Source organism: Paenibacillus sp. P32E, assembly GCF_001909085.1.
Lineage (GTDB): Bacteria > Bacillota > Bacilli > Paenibacillales > Paenibacillaceae > Paenibacillus_AQ > Paenibacillus_AQ helianthi.
Genome location: NZ_LVYY01000077.1, coordinates 143,736 through 159,817, shown reverse-complemented (window position 1 = coordinate 159,817; position 16,082 = coordinate 143,736). Strand labels below are relative to the sequence as shown.

At 50.0% G+C, this 16,082-nt stretch carries 13 protein-coding genes; 7 read left to right on the top strand and 6 right to left on the bottom strand.

The window, feature by feature from the left end; all coding sequences use genetic code 11:
* The 5 genes from A3848_RS30715 to A3848_RS30695 all read right to left on the bottom strand — a co-directional run bounded on the left by A3848_RS30715 (position 1) and on the right by A3848_RS30695 (position 5,735).
* A complete protein-coding gene (locus tag A3848_RS30715; RefSeq protein ID WP_074088818.1) occupies positions 1–759 on the bottom strand; it encodes an ABC transporter ATP-binding protein in 759 nt (252 codons plus the stop codon).
* A 137-nt stretch (positions 760–896) separates the two neighbouring features.
* Positions 897–2,162, bottom strand: coding sequence for a HAMP domain-containing sensor histidine kinase (locus A3848_RS30710; protein ID WP_083612465.1), 1,266 nt, complete (start codon positions 2,160–2,162; stop codon positions 897–899).
* A gap of 9 nt (positions 2,163–2,171) precedes the next feature.
* Positions 2,172–2,849, bottom strand: coding sequence for a response regulator transcription factor (locus tag A3848_RS30705; RefSeq protein WP_074088817.1), 678 nt, complete (start codon positions 2,847–2,849; stop codon positions 2,172–2,174).
* A 207-nt stretch (positions 2,850–3,056) separates the two neighbouring features.
* Complete coding sequence (gene ald / locus A3848_RS30700) at positions 3,057–4,190, bottom strand: alanine dehydrogenase (protein WP_074088816.1); 1,134 nt, start codon at positions 4,188–4,190, stop codon at positions 3,057–3,059.
* A 315-nt stretch (positions 4,191–4,505) separates the two neighbouring features.
* Entirely contained in the window at positions 4,506–5,735 is a 1,230-nt protein-coding gene (locus tag A3848_RS30695; RefSeq protein ID WP_074088815.1) for a Zn-dependent hydrolase, read from the bottom strand.
* 420 nt (positions 5,736–6,155) lie between these two features.
* Between A3848_RS30695 and A3848_RS30690 the strand changes: the two genes are divergently transcribed.
* The 6 genes from A3848_RS30690 to A3848_RS30665 all read left to right on the top strand — a co-directional run bounded on the left by A3848_RS30690 (position 6,156) and on the right by A3848_RS30665 (position 13,938).
* A complete protein-coding gene (locus A3848_RS30690; protein WP_074088814.1) occupies positions 6,156–7,031 on the top strand; it encodes an aldose 1-epimerase family protein in 876 nt (291 codons plus the stop codon).
* A 325-nt stretch (positions 7,032–7,356) separates the two neighbouring features.
* On the top strand, positions 7,357–8,262 hold the full coding sequence (locus tag A3848_RS30685) for a glycosyltransferase family A protein (RefSeq protein WP_074088813.1): 906 nt from the start codon (positions 7,357–7,359) through the stop codon (positions 8,260–8,262).
* 29 nt (positions 8,263–8,291) lie between these two features.
* On the top strand, positions 8,292–9,347 hold the full coding sequence (locus A3848_RS30680) for a glycosyltransferase family 2 protein (RefSeq protein ID WP_074088812.1): 1,056 nt from the start codon (positions 8,292–8,294) through the stop codon (positions 9,345–9,347).
* Entirely contained in the window at positions 9,344–10,477 is a 1,134-nt protein-coding gene (locus A3848_RS30675) for a polysaccharide pyruvyl transferase family protein (RefSeq protein ID WP_074088811.1), read from the top strand. Before A3848_RS30680 ends, A3848_RS30675 begins: the two co-directional genes overlap by 4 nt.
* Positions 10,467–12,005 carry a lipopolysaccharide biosynthesis protein gene (locus tag A3848_RS30670; protein ID WP_074088810.1) on the top strand — a complete coding sequence of 513 codons (1,539 nt, stop codon included), beginning with the start codon at positions 10,467–10,469 and terminating at the stop codon, positions 12,003–12,005. The genes A3848_RS30675 and A3848_RS30670 overlap by 11 nt, the downstream gene beginning before the upstream one ends.
* A 616-nt stretch (positions 12,006–12,621) precedes the next feature.
* On the top strand, positions 12,622–13,938 hold the full coding sequence (locus A3848_RS30665; RefSeq protein WP_074088809.1) for a glycosyltransferase family 2 protein: 1,317 nt from the start codon (positions 12,622–12,624) through the stop codon (positions 13,936–13,938).
* A 93-nt stretch (positions 13,939–14,031) separates the two neighbouring features.
* On the opposite strand, the gene A3848_RS30660 is transcribed toward A3848_RS30665, so the two are convergent.
* Positions 14,032–15,144: a threonine aldolase family protein gene (locus tag A3848_RS30660; RefSeq protein WP_256702601.1), complete on the bottom strand. Its 1,113-nt coding sequence runs from the start codon at positions 15,142–15,144 to the stop codon at positions 14,032–14,034.
* A gap of 191 nt (positions 15,145–15,335) precedes the next feature.
* Here A3848_RS30660 and udk point away from each other — a divergent pair, with 191 nt between their 5' ends.
* The gene (gene udk / locus A3848_RS30655; protein ID WP_074088808.1) at positions 15,336–15,971 is read left to right on the top strand and encodes a uridine kinase; all 636 of its coding nucleotides are present in this window, start codon (positions 15,336–15,338) and stop codon (positions 15,969–15,971) included.
* Positions 15,972–16,082: the final 111 nt, after the last annotated feature.

Here is a 16,082-nt window from a genome sequence, read left to right as displayed (position 1 = left end):
TTACCACCCCATTTCAGTGAGGAAGGCCTGGAGCTTGCCGTGCCGCTCCCTGTCGCCGCTTACGTATTTGCCTAAGTTGCAAATGCCATGAATAACACCGTCACGCATATATAAAATCCGGTTTCCTCTTCTTGCGGATTTCAAATCATGGGTAACCATGATAATGCTTTGCCCCCTGCTGTTAAGATCGGTCAGCACATCAAGTACTGCCTTACCAGACGCGGAGTTAAGGGCGCCTGTGGGTTCATCGGCAAAAACAACCTTTGGCTGGTTGATTAATGCACGCACAATCGCAGCACGCTGCGCTTCTCCGCCGGACAATTGGGTAGGAAATTTACTCCAAATCGTTTCTGTTAATCCCACCTGTGCAAGCAGTTCTTTTGCCCTTGCTGTAATGGCCTTTCTGTCATTACTGACAAGCAGTCCTGCGGCAAGAATATTGTCGAGTATACTCATATTATCGAGCAGGAACATTTGCTGAAACACAAATCCGCAATTTAATCTGCGGAACACCGCCAGCTTATCATTGGACAGCTTTGCGATTTCCTGATCAAAGTATGTGATGGAGCCGAGCGTCGGCTTATCCATACCTGATAAGGCATACATGAGCGTGGATTTCCCCGCACCGGATGAACCCATGATGACAGTGAAATCCCCGGATAGTATCTCCAAATCAAGATTTTTAAGAACATGCTGCTGCACGCCTCCGCTGGAGAACGATTTGCTAAGCTTGTCGGTCGCGATCATTACTTGACTCATTATTTGGCCCCCTAATAAAAATAAGACTGTTAAAACTTACTGCATGTGGAGCAGTTAAAGTTTTATTTACAGTCTTATCTTAGCGTATAAATTCTTAACGGGTCTTTAGACAGTTCTTAACCAATTCTAAAATCTTTTTACGCGATATGTAATCTTAAGATCACCACAAAACCGCCATCCGTATTCCTGCAATTGATATCTCCGGACATTTTGTTCATCAGGTATTTTGCAATGTACAAGCCAAGCCCTGTTCCGCTTTTGCCCACCGCATTTTTGGCGCGATAGAATTTATTTAATAAAAGTGGGATTTCCTCCGGGGAGACCCCATGGCCATAGTCTTTGAACTCGATCTCCAGATATTGTCCTTTGATGCTTGCCGATACACTTATGGATGTACCCGCGTATTTATAGGAGTTGCTTATCACATTGTCAACGACCTGCAGAAGACGAAGCAGATCTACAAGCACAATGCATTCAGGGATAGACGATACAACAGCTCTGTTATAATAGTCAACATTTTGGATCAAATCCCCCAGTACTGTACTCGACTCCTCCGTTACTGTAACATTCAGCTCCTGTAACTCTTCTAATGTAGCATTGAACAAATTCGTGATCAGTGTATTGATCTGGTCAGCTTTTGAATTAATCACTTCCAGCTGATTGATGTCATCCTCAATAACCGAATTCAGAATCATAACCTCGGAGACAGCCTTAATCGAGGCGACTGGTGTTTTTATATCATGGCTAAGTGACGCTACCAGCTCCTTTTTGCTCTGATTCGCCATTCTTTCATTCTCACGCGCTTTCGCAAGTTCCTCTCTCATCAGGTCAAAGCTTTCTGCGAATGCACCGAACCCATTGCCCTTTTCCATTTCGAGCGGCATGTCCAGCTTGCCCTCTGCCACATGACGCGCAAAGGCCTGCAGTTTACGAAACGGACGGAAAATTGATCTGTCGATATATACTGCATAGATCAAACAAAATAAAGTGATAAACATGATAATCACTCCAAAAAAAACAAGCAGGTTGTTCCTGTATTTCTCCCATAGCTCGCTTGTATTATTAAAAATAATTACTTTCCCCAAAACCGTGCCATTTCGCGTAATATCCACAATCGTATCCCGGTTATGAATTGCAGAGTCAATATCCTCACTTAATCCACGCCTTGTGGCCCCAACCAGATCGCCGCGGCTATCCAGTACAGTATATTCCAGTCCGTATTGCCGGCTTGGTAATTCTGACTGCTCCTGACTACCCCAATGTTCAGCAAGCGATTGTGTAATATCATTCACAGCAACAACATCGATTCCTGCTTCATTTAAGCTGCGAAAAATAAAAAGAATGACACCAATGCCCATGAATAGAATGGCTACAGCCAAAAACGTTACCTTTTTGATGCTCATCTTCCACCCCTAGTCGGCTTCAAATGCATAGCCGGTCCCCCATATCGTCTTGATGTAATGTGGCTCATTAGGGTTTTTTTCAATTTTTTCACGCAGTTTGCGAATGTGGACATTTAAAGTTCCGTCACTCGTAATCGCATCGTTCCAAACGTTTGAGAACAATTCTTCTTTAGCAAGCGGGCGATTTTTGTTTTGGATTAAATAGGCTAGCAGCTTATATTCCATGGCCTTTAATTTAATTTCGCAACCATCATTCATAAGCTTTTCCGTGATTAGATCCATTGTAAAACTCCCAAAGCTTAAAACATCAACATCGCCCCTGTACCTTTTTAATACCGTTTTTACCTTGGCCAAAATAATACTGAGTGCATACGGTTTTTGGATATAGTCGTCACCACCGATATTCAGTGCAAGCAGCACATCGTCATCACTTGTTCGTGCACTTATAAACAATATCGGGATATTGGTAGTACTTCTCAGTTTTTTACATATTTCAAATCCGGATGATTGTTGCCCTAAATTAATATCCAGCAGGATCAAATCAGCTTTATTTTGCGTAAAAAATTCAAAGCATGCCTGTTCATCAGCTACCCAGAAGGTTTTCACGCCAAGCATATTAAAGTATTTGCAGGTGCTTTTTGATAGCGCTTCTTCATCATCAACGATTAAACAGTCATACTTTAACATCCTTTTTCCTCCCACAAATAAACTCGAATAACAGAAGCTATTATAGCATATTGAAAATAGGGTCAAAATTAAAAACGCTTTGGGGAGGTGGTCCCCAAGCGTCTTCTGGCCCGTGAATAAAAGAACAAAAAAAAGCCCGGCGATTGCTCACCGGACTGCTGAATGGTTGTTACCCCTCGATTTCTGTCTATAGCTACTTCTCTTGCTTTAGATCAGAGTGAACTCTTGCTCTACTGCTTTCTCTACCGTGTAGTACTCTTCCCCAAGAGCCTCTGCGACGGCCTGGCAGGTGATTTTGCCATTGGCTACATTGACGCCGCTCTTCAAGCCTGCATTGTCTTCAATCGCCTTGAACACACCTTTATTAGCAATTTGCAGCGCATAAGGAACCGTAACATTGGTTAAAGCCATGGTCGAAGTTTTGGCTACAGCGCCCGGCATATTGGCTACCGAGTAGTGTAGTACACCGTATTTTTCAAATACCGGGTTATCATGAGTAGTTACCCTGTCAATCGTTTCTACGATTCCGCCCTGGTCAATCGCTACGTCTACAATGACAGAGCCGGGCTTCATCGCCTTGACCATTTCTTCAGTAACCAGCTTCGGCGCTTTCGCACCGGGGATCAGTACCGCACCTACCAGCAGGTCCGCTTCGGCTACAGCCTTGGCAATGTTGTAAGGATTAGAGATCAGCGTAGTAATCTGTGCGCCAAAAATGTCATCCAGCTGGCGCAGCCTGTCTGCGCTGAGGTCAACTATCGTCACTTCGGCGCCGAGGCCGATGGCCATCTTGGCTGCGTTGGTACCCACTACACCCCCGCCGATAATACTGACCTTGCCTCTGTTGACACCGGGAACCCCAGAGAGCAGAATGCCTTGTCCGCCGTAGTTCTTCTGCAGGAACTGTGCGCCGAGCTGCACGGACATCCGCCCGGCTACCTCACTCATCGGTGTCAGCAGCGGCAGTGTGCGACCGTCGACAACCGTTTCGTATCCGATAGCGAACACGCCTTTGTCCTTCAGGGCGGTAGCCAGAGCCGGCTCTGGAGCCAGGTGCAAGTAGGTGAAGAGGATGAGTCCAGGACGGAAGTAGCCATATTCGCTTTCCAGCGGCTCTTTAACCTTCATGACCATTTCCGCAGCCGCCCATACCGCAGCAGCTTCAGCGATCAGTTCAGCGCCAGCTGCGGCATACTCTTCATTCGGGAATCCGCTGCCTAATCCGGCTCCGGCCTCCACCAGCACTTGATGCCCGTCACCTACCAGACTTACGACTCCTGCAGGGGTAATAGCGACACGATTTTCGTTATTTTTAATTTCCTTAGGCACTCCAATAATCATTGTTCATCGCTCCCGTCTGTTGTGATTCCTCTTATGTAAAGAATGATAACATAGTAATTCTTTTTGTAATTTAGGTAAAAAGAAAAACATTATCTGCCATGATTGTGTTTTAACACAATGCAGGGGGTAAAAACCCTATACCTGAACACCGTAACCATTGGTATAACTGACAAAACCATAATCAAACAGACAACAAAAGACACCGTCGCCGGTGTCTTTTGGAACTGAACTAAATATAGCAGGTAAGAAACCAAGTGCCGCTATTCACATAAGGTTTCCATTACGTCTTCATATCTGCGTCATGTTTCATCACATTCATTGCTTAGCCAATACAGAAAGCACCGTTTCCAGTACGACATTTACACCTTGCTCGCACTCCTCATAGGAGGTGAGTTCTTCCTCACAGTGACTTTTTCCGTTTACGCTCGGCACAAAGATCATGGCTGACGGAAGGAAACCGGCCACGAATTGGGCATCATGCCCTGCACCACTGGCCATTTTTTTGCTGGAGTAGCCTAGGGTCGATGCCGCCTGCTCCACCAAAGCGCAGATTTCAGGGTCGAACCACACGGTATCACGGCCCCACAGCTTGGTCTTCGAGACCGTACAACCCAGCAGCACTTCAGGCAGGCCGTCAATGATATCCTCTACCGTGCGGACAATGTCCATGTCCTTGTGTCTGGCTTCAACGGTGAAGATCACCTGGTTCGGGATCACCGTATGGATATTAGGCAGCACATTCATCCGGCCCATGGTGAAGACCAACCCGGAATCGAGCACCCCCAGCTTGCTGCGCAGCTCGGTAATCAAGTCGGTGGCAGCGAACAGCGCATCCTTGCGCATATCCATCGGCGTGGTCCCGGCATGGTCGGATTCGCCCGTCACTTCAATCTCATAGCAGGCCATACCGACGACGCAGTCGACCAGGCCGATGGTGAGGTTTTCTTTTTCCAGCACGGGGCCTTGTTCGATATGCAGCTCCAGATAAGCAGTTGCTTCCTTGATCCGGTTCACGGCATCCCCCGCATATCCGCTCGCCAGCAGCGCTTCCTCGAAGGTCGTCCCTTCCGGGTCCTTTTTCTTCAGCATCTCTGCCTTATCGAACTTGCCGGAGAGCACGCCGGAAGCCATCATGGAAGGCTCGAAGCGCGCACCCTCCTCATTGGTGAAATTCATGACCGTCACTGGAAGGCGTGGCGTAATGCCATGATCAACCAGGGTTCTTACCGCCTCAAGTCCGGCGATAACACCGAGCACCCCGTCGAATCTGCCGCCTTTCTTTACAGTATCCAGATGGGAGCCGATCACTACAGGCGGACCTGCTTCCGTCCCTTCAAGCGTCGCGTACATCGTTCCCATATCATCTACTTTGACCGTCATCCCCAGTTCTTCACAACACGCAGCGAAGTAATTCCGCACCTTCACATCCTGCTCCGACAGCGACAGCCGGGTCACTCCATTATTCTCCGTACGCCCATAATCGGCAAAGGCCTCAATCGTATTCTTCAATCTCTCACCGTTCACGAATATTTGCTTCAGCTGCATGGCCCTATCCCTCCGCTTCGAACGCTTAGTTATATAAAACGAGCTTAAGATGTTCGATCGGTGTTATTCGTCACTACGGTGAATGTTTGGACTTCCGGCCGCTGTTGTCTACAGATTTCTTGATTTATACCGCTATTAGCGGTGGAAATCCGTAGACAAAGGCGGACGCTACCGCTCCTCCAGTTCCAAACTTCCCCTCCGTAACTTTCACCTTGTCGTTTTTAAGGCCGTTTTATACAGAATCTTTGCTTTCTATATATGTTATACCATTCCGCCTGATTGTCATTTTACACACTGTAATAATTATTTTTTGGAATTGTTCACGATGTGTTACATCGGTTCGGCAGAAGTTTGATAGAATATGAACAGCAGTCAGCAGCAGACAGGGCTGGCCAACCATTGTGAAAGGGGCGTAATCATTTGAACACCATTTTGCGCAGCAGCTCAGCACAGGCTGAGATCAGTACCCTGGGGGCGGAGCTTGTCAGCTTCACCCGAAAGGACACAGGCACCGAATATATCTGGAGCGGGGATGCCGCCTATTGGACAGGCCGTTCTCCGGTCCTGTTCCCCATCATCGGCGCCGTCCGCAGCGGAGAGATCAAGGTACAAGGACAGGCGTACAAGCTTGCCAATCACGGCTTCGCCAGACGCAGCGAGTTCACAGTTGTTGAAGCAAGTGAGTCCCGCGCGGTATTCCGGCTCACCAGCAGCGAGCATACCCTCGCCAGCTATCCGTTCCAATTCAACCTGTATATTACATACACGCTGAATGAAAACACGCTTAAGCTGGACTACCGGGTAGAGAACATTGATCAGCAGGATATCTTCTTCCAGCTTGGCACCCACCCTGCTTTCAATTGCCCGCTGGATGAGAATGGAAGCTTCAGCGACTATGTACTTGAGTTCTCCGAGACCGAGACGCTGGAGCGGGAATTTCTGAATAGTGCGGGCCTGCGGATCAGCGGCCAATCGGAGCCAGTGCTGAAGGGCGGGCGCATCCTTCCATTAACCCATGAGATGTTCAAGGACGACGCGCTGGTCTTCCAGAATGTAGCCTCCCGGCAGATCACGCTGAAGAGCAAGCTTACCGCAAAAAGCGTGGCCGTCTCCTTTGAAGGCTTCCCGGATCTCGGCATCTGGCAGAAGCTGAATGCACCTTTTCTCTGCATCGAACCTTGGCAGGGATTTGCGGACCGCGATACGTTCGACGGCGAACTGCAGGACAAAGAAGGCGTAATCGCCCTGGAACCAGGAGCAACTTTCGCCAGCTCATTAACGATCGAAATCAATTAAAAAAGCCAAAAAAAGGCCGTAGGTCACCTTTCAGGTGCTACGGCCTTTTTCTGTTGATATGATTTTATTGACTAAGCGTTTCTCCGCCTTCAGTATGCATCGCGTCTGGTCCATTTTTGCTAATTACTCTGACAAAAATATTCAGCACCACCACATGAAATCAGGGCATTTTTTTGCCCTTCATTCCCTGCTCCGTGATATTCAATAAGTAAACTAAAGTAGTATATACAACCTTTCTCTGCCAATAGTAAGCTTAAGTTAGCTTATAATCCCAAGTTATATTATCAAACATAGAATGGGAGAATTGGATAAGGGAGTGGAGTATATGCAAGGATTGTCAGTGGTTATCTGCACGAGGAATCGGGTACAGGACCTGACACGGTGCATTCATTCTATAACTAATCAGGACATAGGCCGGACCTGCCCCATAGAGGTTATCGTTATAGATGACGGTGCCATACCTGAAAAAGTCCTGGGCGAGTTCGAAACATTACTTACCGCGTGCGGTTATCCCTTTATCTATCACAGCAAGACGGACCGGGGGCTATGGCTGTCCCGGATCAAGGCAGTGGAGCTGTCCACTATGGATAAAATCCTGTTCCTTGATGATGACGTCGAAATCCCCGCTCATTACTTGTCCACGCTGAACCAAACCTACCTCGACTATCCCAACTGCTCAGGGGTTGGCGGCATTGCCATCGGGATGCACAACAGCTTCCTTGGCACGATCCGTTGCCTGCTGTCTTTTCAGCAATCTTTATCCAGCGGCAAGCTCTCCCTAAGCGGCCAGGCAGGCTCCATGTACAATTGGCATAAGGCGAGGAAGATCTTCAAGACCGAATTCCAGCATGGCTGCAACATGTCGTTCAAGAAGGAGGCCATCAAGGATCTGGGACCTGTGCCCTGGCTCAAAAGCTACAGCGTCGGCGAGGACATTCTCATGTCACGCATCGCCCGCAAATCCGGCCCCCTATATATCAATCCCGAACTGAAGCTCCTGCATCATGAGTCACCAGCCTCCAGAGATAACCTCGAAGATGTGGCCTATACCCGGGTACTGAACCATGTGTATCTGCTGAAGGATAAGAAATCAGGTCCTGTCGGATATCTCGCTCTCGTCTGGACCACGCTCTACCTCATTCTCCGGGAGCAACCTAAGAAGAATGTCGCCGCCATTAACGGCTACAAAAAAGGGCTGAAGGAAATCTTCTCCAGGCAGACCGCGAGGTAAAATCACTGCTTCAGGAAGGGAGTGGCCGCATGAGCCTAAGCATTGTAGTTCCCATGTACAATTTAGAACATTATGTTGAGCCCCTGCTGAACTCACTCCTGGATCAGAGCGAGAAGCGGTTCGAACTGATTTTGGTGGATGACGGCTCCAGGGACCGTACGGCTCAGGTTGCCCAGGAGATGCTCGCAAGCCATCCCATTCTGCAGGCTAAGCTGATCCGCACGCCTAATGGCGGGGTCAGTGCCGCCAGAAATACAGGGCTGGCCGCAGCAAGCGGAGACTATGTGCTGTTCCTGGACGGCGATGATTATGCGGACAGCAGTCTGGTACAGCGTGTAGAGTCCTGCACGGCGGACGGGAAGACGGATATTCTCTGCTGGGGCTATAACCTGGTCCGCGAGGACAGGTCAACGATCGTGAGCTTCACTTCAGACGCTGGGGACACTACGGGAAGCGAAGCGCTGAAGAATATTTTTGTGCATAAATCCTTGAGAATCTGGACCGGCAGCATCGCCTTCAAACGCAGCTTTCTGCTGGAGAACGGCATCTCGTATACCGAGCGCTGTGTGAACGGAGAGGATCAGGAGTTCATCTATAAAGCGTTGTCCAGGGCCTCACGGGTCATCTCGATCCCCGACGTGCTGTCCTATTATCTGCAGCGGACATCTTCGATCACGGGGACGTATAATGTGAACAAATTCGATGTGGTCGCCGCCTTCAAACGGGTGGATGAATATTTCAGCGATCATCCTTTTAGTGAGGTCCACACGATATCCGGCCTCTTGCTGAACCGCGAGATGACCGAGAATTACTTCTACAATCTCAAGACCTGCCTGAACGGCACAAGCGGCATCAGCACCCGCAAGCTGCTTCATGATATTGACCTCGCCTACCCCGGTGTGAATCAGGAGATGCTTGCGATCATGCGCAAATATCAGGGGGATGACCGTAAGCTAGCTTTTCAAATCAAGGTCTTCTTAATTTCCCCGTCCCTGTACGGGCGGTTGGTTCATCTGGACCGCAGCTGGCTGCAGTTCAAACAGAAGCTCAAAGCCGTGATTAGCAGAAAGGACATTAAGATATGAAGAAGAAAATGATGATCTACGCATACACGGAATTCAATCTCGGCGATGATCTGTTTATCAAGGTGCTGTGCGAACGCTATCCCGACACCCAGTTCATGCTTATTGCCCCGCGGCTGTACAAAGTGGTGTTCAAGGATCTGAACAATCTCAAGGTCTATGCATCGGACTCTGTCCTGTTTCGGGGAATCAACTACTTCTTCCGCAAGCTGAAGCTGCATCCCAACTTCATGCAGAAGATGCTGGTGGATCAGGGGGACGGCACAGTCCATATCGGCGGGTCTATTTTCATGCAGGGCGAACACTGGACCGAATACGTGGCGAATAACGAGAGCCTCCGCAATAAAAACAAACCGTATTATCTGATGGGCGCCAACTTTGGTCCTTTTACCGATAACGCCTATTATGCGGAGCACCGGCGGATCTTCCAGGAATATGCCGACGTCTCATTCAGAGAACAGTACTCCTATGATTTGTTCAAGGATTTGGGCAATGTCAGAATGGCACCGGATATTATTTTTCAGCTCCAGTATGATCAGGCTGCAGGAAAAGCCCCGGAAGGGCGGTATATCGCCATTTCGGTGATTAAGCCTTCCTCCAAAGCCCTGAGCGGTTTTGACAACCTCTATTATGAAAAAATGAAAGATGTTGCAATCCATTTCATTCAGCAGGGCTATGCCGTGCATTTTCTGTCGTTCTGCCAGCATGAAGGCGACCAGGAAGCGATCGGACAGATTTTGGGCCTCATTCCCGCAGAACTGCAGCGTGAGACACAGGTTCACTTTTACAAAACAGATATGGATGAGATTCTCGCGGCGCTGGCGGGTGCCCGCTTCATCGTTGCTTCCCGCTTCCACGCGATGATTCTCGGCTGGGTATTCGGCAAACCGGTGTATCCAATAGCGTACAGCGGCAAAATGATCAATGTCATGAATGACGCTCATTTCGGCGGGCTGTACACGGATTTCGCGCATCTGGCCGAGGTGACTCCGCAGCAGGTATTCGAGAGCATGGCTGTGAACAGTCTGAATGTGACGCTCCAGGCGAACCAGGCAGAGAAGCATTTCGAGCAGCTCGACGCTTACCTCTCACCGGCACCGCTTGTGGAAGGGAGAAGAAGTTATGAAAGCTAAACGCAGCATGCTGAACCTCGGCTTCGGGCTCACGAGCCAGGTCATCACCATTATTCTCGGCTTCTTCATCCCCCGGCTGATCATGGTCAATTACGGCTCCGAAGCCAACGGTCTGATCGCGTCCATCGTGCAGATCATCAGCTATTTCGCCCTGCTCGAAGCTGGTGTCGGCGCAGCTTCGCTGCAGGCGCTATATAAGCCCGTTGCCAAAAATGACTACAACCATATTAATTCCATTCTCGCCGCAACCTCCAGCTACTACAAAAAAACCGGGATTTATTATTTCATCTCGGTCGTGCTGCTGGCGGTCATCTACCCGCTGGTGATCCATTCGGAGATCAGCAAGCTGAGCATTATGGCGATTATCCTGTTCTCGGGACTGGGCGGAGCAATCAATTATTACTACCAGGGGAAATTCAGAGTTCTGCTGATCGCCGAGGGCAAAAGCTATATTGAAACCTCCATCGTCACGATTGCGAACATTCTGAACAACGTGGTGCGGATCATCCTGCTGCTACAGGGCGTGGACATTATCGCCGTACAGGCGTCCTTCTTTGCGCTGACCGTTCTGCAGATGATTGCCTTCTATATCTATTCCAAGCGTTATTACAAGTGGATTGATCTTGGACAGAAGCCGGACTTTGAAGCCATCGGGCAGAAAAATTCAGTGATGGTGCATGAGATTTCCTATATGATCTTCCGCAACACCGATGTGCTGATCCTGACGATTTTCACTAACCTGAAGGTGGTCAGCATCTACGTCATGTACAATATGATCTTCACGATTGTCGACAACATCGTCCAGACCGTCAACGGAAGTGTGAAGTCGGCGCTGGGACAGAGCTATCATGAGGGCAAAGAGGCTTTTGTCAAATTCTATGATGCGTATGAGGTCTACTTCATGGGCCTGATCTTCTCGATCCTGACCGTCGTATATATTCTCATTCTGCCGTTCATGCGGCTCTATACGGCTGGTGTCAACGATGTGAACTATATCAACTTCTGGCTGCCGGTCCTGTTCGTGGTGATCAAGCTGTTGACCAATGCCCGCACCTCATCCAACAATCTGATCACAATCGCCGGACATTTCCGCAACACCCAGTTCCGTTCGATTATGGAGTCGGCCATCAACCTGGGCGCTTCGATCATCTGCGTCCTATTCTTCGGGATCTACGGTGTGCTGATGGGAACCATCGCCGCACTGCTGTACCGTTCTATCGATATCGTAGTGTACGCCAACCGGGTACTGCTGGAGCGCAGCCCTTGGGTCACCTTCCGCAGATGGCTGATCAATGTCGGCGTGTTCGTGGCTATTGTCTTCATCACCACCAAGATCGACCTCAGCATGACCTCCTATACCAGCTTAATCCTATGGGGTGTAGTACTCGGTCTGGTCATCCTGCCCATCTACTACATCGCCGGTTCCCTGATGGAACGCGAGGTGTTCCTCTACGCCTGGGGCTACGCCAGACGCTTCAGAACCAAGATCAAGCTGAAGCGCAGCAAGGTCACGGCCAGCCAGACGTAAGGCGGCAGCTCTTCAGCTGTGTTGGCGGAAATACTGCACGGGCTGCATTGCGTGGCATTCAGGCGGCGTAAGAGCGGCACCGGGGCTGCATTTCGTGACATTCAGGCGGCGTAAGAGTGGCACCGGGGCTGCATTGCGTGGATTCAGGCGGCGTAAGAGCGGCACCGGGGCTGCATTCCCCTACAGAGCTCACTCGCTATCCCGGCATTGAACCGGCATCGTCCCGATCCTGCGCTAAGTGGAAAAAAGTAACCTAATTCGTTCGATTTGGCTTGTTTTGAGCATTTAGGTGGAAAAAGTAAACCTAATCCTCCTCATTCAGCCGAATTTCGCTTATTTACGCTGATTTAAGTCTACTTTTCCCCACTACCGCTACCGGAAACTTTCGCCCGATGGAAATAAGTGAATAAATTCCCACTAAATATATACATGGCTGCGGGTGGCTCACCTGAAGGCGTTTGTCCACGGCATAGCCGCCTGACGCAGCCATTTTGGGGAGCCTAGCTCCACAAAACGAAGCAGAGGCTAACAAACTTTTGAAGATAGGCTTCCGAGGCCGTTTTTTTCGCAGCTGAATCGGGGGATATTATTCAAAAACTTTTGAGGAGGTCCAACTATGGCTCACAGCGAGGAATTGCACCAGGCCGGATACCGCCTGCTAAACCAGCTCAACGAAGCTAGACAGCATCTGCCTGCCGGGGCGCTGTCCAGCGAAGAGCTTATACGAAGATGCAGAGACAGCATTGGCAGCGAAGCCGACGCGGGCATACGGGGGAATCTTGAGAATCTGGCCGGGGTGATCGAGGCCTATCTGTCGCAGCGCGCCTCAGCGGATGCGCTTGATTTCTACTTGTCCCAGCAATTCAACATTCAAGCCGTGAATATCCTGGAATGGATGAAAGGTCTCGCCGGGTTAAGAGCAGACGGCGGAGAGCAGGAGAACCTTTTTCCTTCACCTTCTGATCCCTACACCCTTCCCAAAGTCAGTGTAATTATTACTACTTATAATAGAAAAGACTTCCTGGACCAGGCTATTCAGAGCATCCTGCGTCAGGATTACCCCCATAAGGAGATTACGGTGATTGACGACTGCTCCAGCGACGGTACGGCAGAACTCATGGGCCGGAATTATCGCGATGATCCGCGTGTAATCTTCATGCAGAATGAGACCAATCAAGGCCCGGGGAATAACCGGCGCAAAGCGCTTGCCGCTCATGGTGACGGTGAGTATATTCTGTTCCTGGATGACGACGACTATCTGATTGACCGGAGCTATTTCAGCCGCGCTGTCCATTTTCATCAGGAGCAACCGGAGATTGCTTTTGTGGCTGCAAATGTGTTCCTGGAGTATTCCAAGACCGAACAGCTGAAGCCTTCCAGCTTGCAGCTAAACCGGATTACCCCGAAGGAAGCCTACTTCAAGAATTTCGAACAAAAGGGGTACCCCAAACCAGCCTCAACCCTGACAGCGGTCTTCAAGCGGGAAACGCTGATGAAAATGGATATTCTGAACATGAACATGGTCAACGACGCTTCGATTTACCTGCGTGCCCTGCTGATCGGGGATGCCGGGTTTATCGACACCCTTGCCGGAGTGTACCGGATTCATGGCAACAATATTACTTTTAACCTCAGCCAGTCCTTTCTGATCGAGAATTTGGAGGAAAAACGGCTGATCCGCAATATGGCCATCGAACGCTACGGCTACAGCAAGACGGAAATGAACGAATGGTTCAACCATAATGTGTATGACACCATCTCGTATTACCTGATGAATTCCGCCAAAAGCCACACCGATTTCAAGTCAATGTACAGCTGGGCCAGCGAACATTGTCCCAAGGCCTACAGCCAATTAAAGCGCCAGTTCCGCACCAAGCTGATGAAAAAGCAGCTACTGCGCGTGTCGTTTGTCCGGGCTTTGCTGAACCGGTAGACTTTCCTGCGATGATGATAAAAAAGGATGATAGTGTGCATGGGCACAGACTACCATCCTTTTGGGGTTGGGCAGCCCTGATCAGTGTGATCCTTAAGCCTCCGCCAGCAGCCGATCCAGCAGCCCGAATGCCGCTTCCAGGTTCACCTTGGGAATGCCGCTGTACAAATCTCCAATGCTCAATTCATAAAAACACGACGACTCGCCGCTCTCCCTCAAACGCGGAGTAAACCCCACACCGGTTGCTTCGCTGACCCGGGTCAGAATCCGCTCTACCTTCACCTTGGACAGGGCAAAATGCACATGGAACATGTTCGACACCGGCACTGCCGGCAGAGTACATATGTTATGACAGCCGTTGAACAGAGCCGCAAGCTCCTTGGCCTCCGCATAATATTGAGCCATCTTGTCCACTCTCTGCCGGTAATAATGCCGGGAGGAGATAATGTATGGATACAGGCTGATCAGGTCGCCGCCATGCCGCCGTTTCCAAATTTTCGATTCTTCGGTAAAGTCCGCACTTCCCGCAAGAATGGCCCCGGCAATCCCGCCAATGCCTTTATAAAAGGAGATATATACGCTGTCGAACAGGCTGCAGACTTCAGCGGCGGTTTTGCCGTAATACGGCAGCACCTCAAACAATCGCGCCCCGTCCAGATGCAGCATAATCCCCTGCTCACGGCAATAGGCGGATATTGCTTCAAGCTCTGCATACTCCGGAAGCTGTCCGCCAATCTCGCGCTGCGGCAGTTCCAGCAGGAGACAGGCTACTCCCTGACCCCTGTTCTTCACATCTTCAAGTGTAATCAGGCGATCCTTGTCAGCGAGCAGCAGCGGCTCCAGATGATGCAGCTCTTTTAGCCCATCCTGCTCATGTATCTCCAAGTGGCAGAGCGGGTGGTACGCTACAGACTTGCTGCCCTTACGGTCGCTCCAGATCCGAAGTGCAATCTGCTGTGCCATCGTACCGCTCGGGAAAAATACAGCCGCTTCCTTACCCAGCACCTCTGCCATTTCCGCCTGAAACCCCTCGATCAGCTCACCTGTACCGTACATGTCACTGACCACACTATCCTCTACCCCGGCAAAAGCCTCCTTCAGCACCCGGACCTCCCGTTTGCCGTGGCCTGCCAGCTGTAATGGAGCCGCATTAAAAGCTTCCAATAAGGTTTGGCTGTTATCGCTCATGGTTTTGCTAATATCCATACTCCTAACTCCCCTCTCCGCCTGCTTGGGTCTAGCCCATCCGACAAAATTATACCATCTCCCGCCGGAAACCCCCTTTTTTTTCAAAAGTTCACGGTTTGTTCCCCGCTGTTCAGGTGAAATTACTGCATCGCTGTGCTACAATATTGGAATTGCAAAGGCAATCGCTTAGGGAGGTTTATTACAACACCATGCTCATTATTGGTATCGCCGGCGGGACCGGCTCCGGCAAAACGACGGTAGCACGCTCCGTCATTGACCGTTTGGGAACAGACAAAGTGACGTTCATATCTCAGGATAACTACTATAAAGACCATTCTTACCTCAGCTTCGAGGAACGCGGTGCGATCAATTATGATCACCCGCTTGCTTTTGATACCGAGCTGCTGATTGAGCATTTGGAATGCCTCCAATCCGGACAGGCTGCTTATGCCCCGGTGTATGATTTTACGATTCACGCCCGCTCTACCGACAAGACCGTTGAACTGCTGCCGAACAACATCGTTATCGTAGAGGGTCTGCATGTGCTCTCCGATGAGAAGCTCCGCGGGCAGCTGAATATTAAGGTTTTTGTCGATACCGACCCGGATGTGCGCATCCTCCGCCGTGTGCTGCGGGATATCGAAGAACGCGGACGGACAATCCGTTCCATTCATTCCCAGTATCTGACCACGGTCAAACCGATGCACGAAGCCTTTATCGAGCCGTCCAAGAAATACGCCGACCTGATCATCCCCGAAGGCGGGCAGAATGAAGTAGGCATCCAGCTGCTGTCCGTACTTACAGAGAAGTATCTGTCAGGCGACCATCAGTGGACCATGAAGTAAAAGTTGAAGACTGTACAGGCCGCCGGGAGCTCCCGGCGGCCTTTTTGTGTAGAACGAGATTTCACCTTACATAGGTCACGGACAGACCTGCTTTTTCCACATTGAACCGGA

Excerpts from the sequence above, each read along its gene's own strand:
- udk (WP_074088808.1), top strand. The coding sequence starts at position 15,336 with ATGCTCATTATTGGTATCGCCGGCGGGACCGGCTCCGGCAAAACGACG.
- A3848_RS30710 (WP_083612465.1), bottom strand. The coding sequence starts at position 2,162 with ATGAGCATCAAAAAGGTAACGTTTTTGGCTGTAGCCATTCTATTCATG.
- A3848_RS30715 (WP_074088818.1), bottom strand. The coding sequence starts at position 759 with ATGAGTCAAGTAATGATCGCGACCGACAAGCTTAGCAAATCGTTCTCC.
- A3848_RS30675 (WP_074088811.1), top strand. The coding sequence starts at position 9,344 with ATGAAGAAGAAAATGATGATCTACGCATACACGGAATTCAATCTCGGC.
- ald (WP_074088816.1), bottom strand. The coding sequence starts at position 4,190 with ATGATTATTGGAGTGCCTAAGGAAATTAAAAATAACGAAAATCGTGTC.
- A3848_RS30670 (WP_074088810.1), top strand. The coding sequence starts at position 10,467 with ATGAAAGCTAAACGCAGCATGCTGAACCTCGGCTTCGGGCTCACGAGC.
- A3848_RS30665 (WP_074088809.1), top strand. The coding sequence starts at position 12,622 with ATGGCTCACAGCGAGGAATTGCACCAGGCCGGATACCGCCTGCTAAAC.
- A3848_RS30680 (WP_074088812.1), top strand. The coding sequence starts at position 8,292 with ATGAGCCTAAGCATTGTAGTTCCCATGTACAATTTAGAACATTATGTT.
- A3848_RS30705 (WP_074088817.1), bottom strand. The coding sequence starts at position 2,849 with ATGTTAAAGTATGACTGTTTAATCGTTGATGATGAAGAAGCGCTATCA.
- A3848_RS30695 (WP_074088815.1), bottom strand. The coding sequence starts at position 5,735 with ATGCAGCTGAAGCAAATATTCGTGAACGGTGAGAGATTGAAGAATACG.
- A3848_RS30685 (WP_074088813.1), top strand. The coding sequence starts at position 7,357 with ATGCAAGGATTGTCAGTGGTTATCTGCACGAGGAATCGGGTACAGGAC.
- A3848_RS30660 (WP_256702601.1), bottom strand. The coding sequence starts at position 15,144 with ATGGATATTAGCAAAACCATGAGCGATAACAGCCAAACCTTATTGGAA.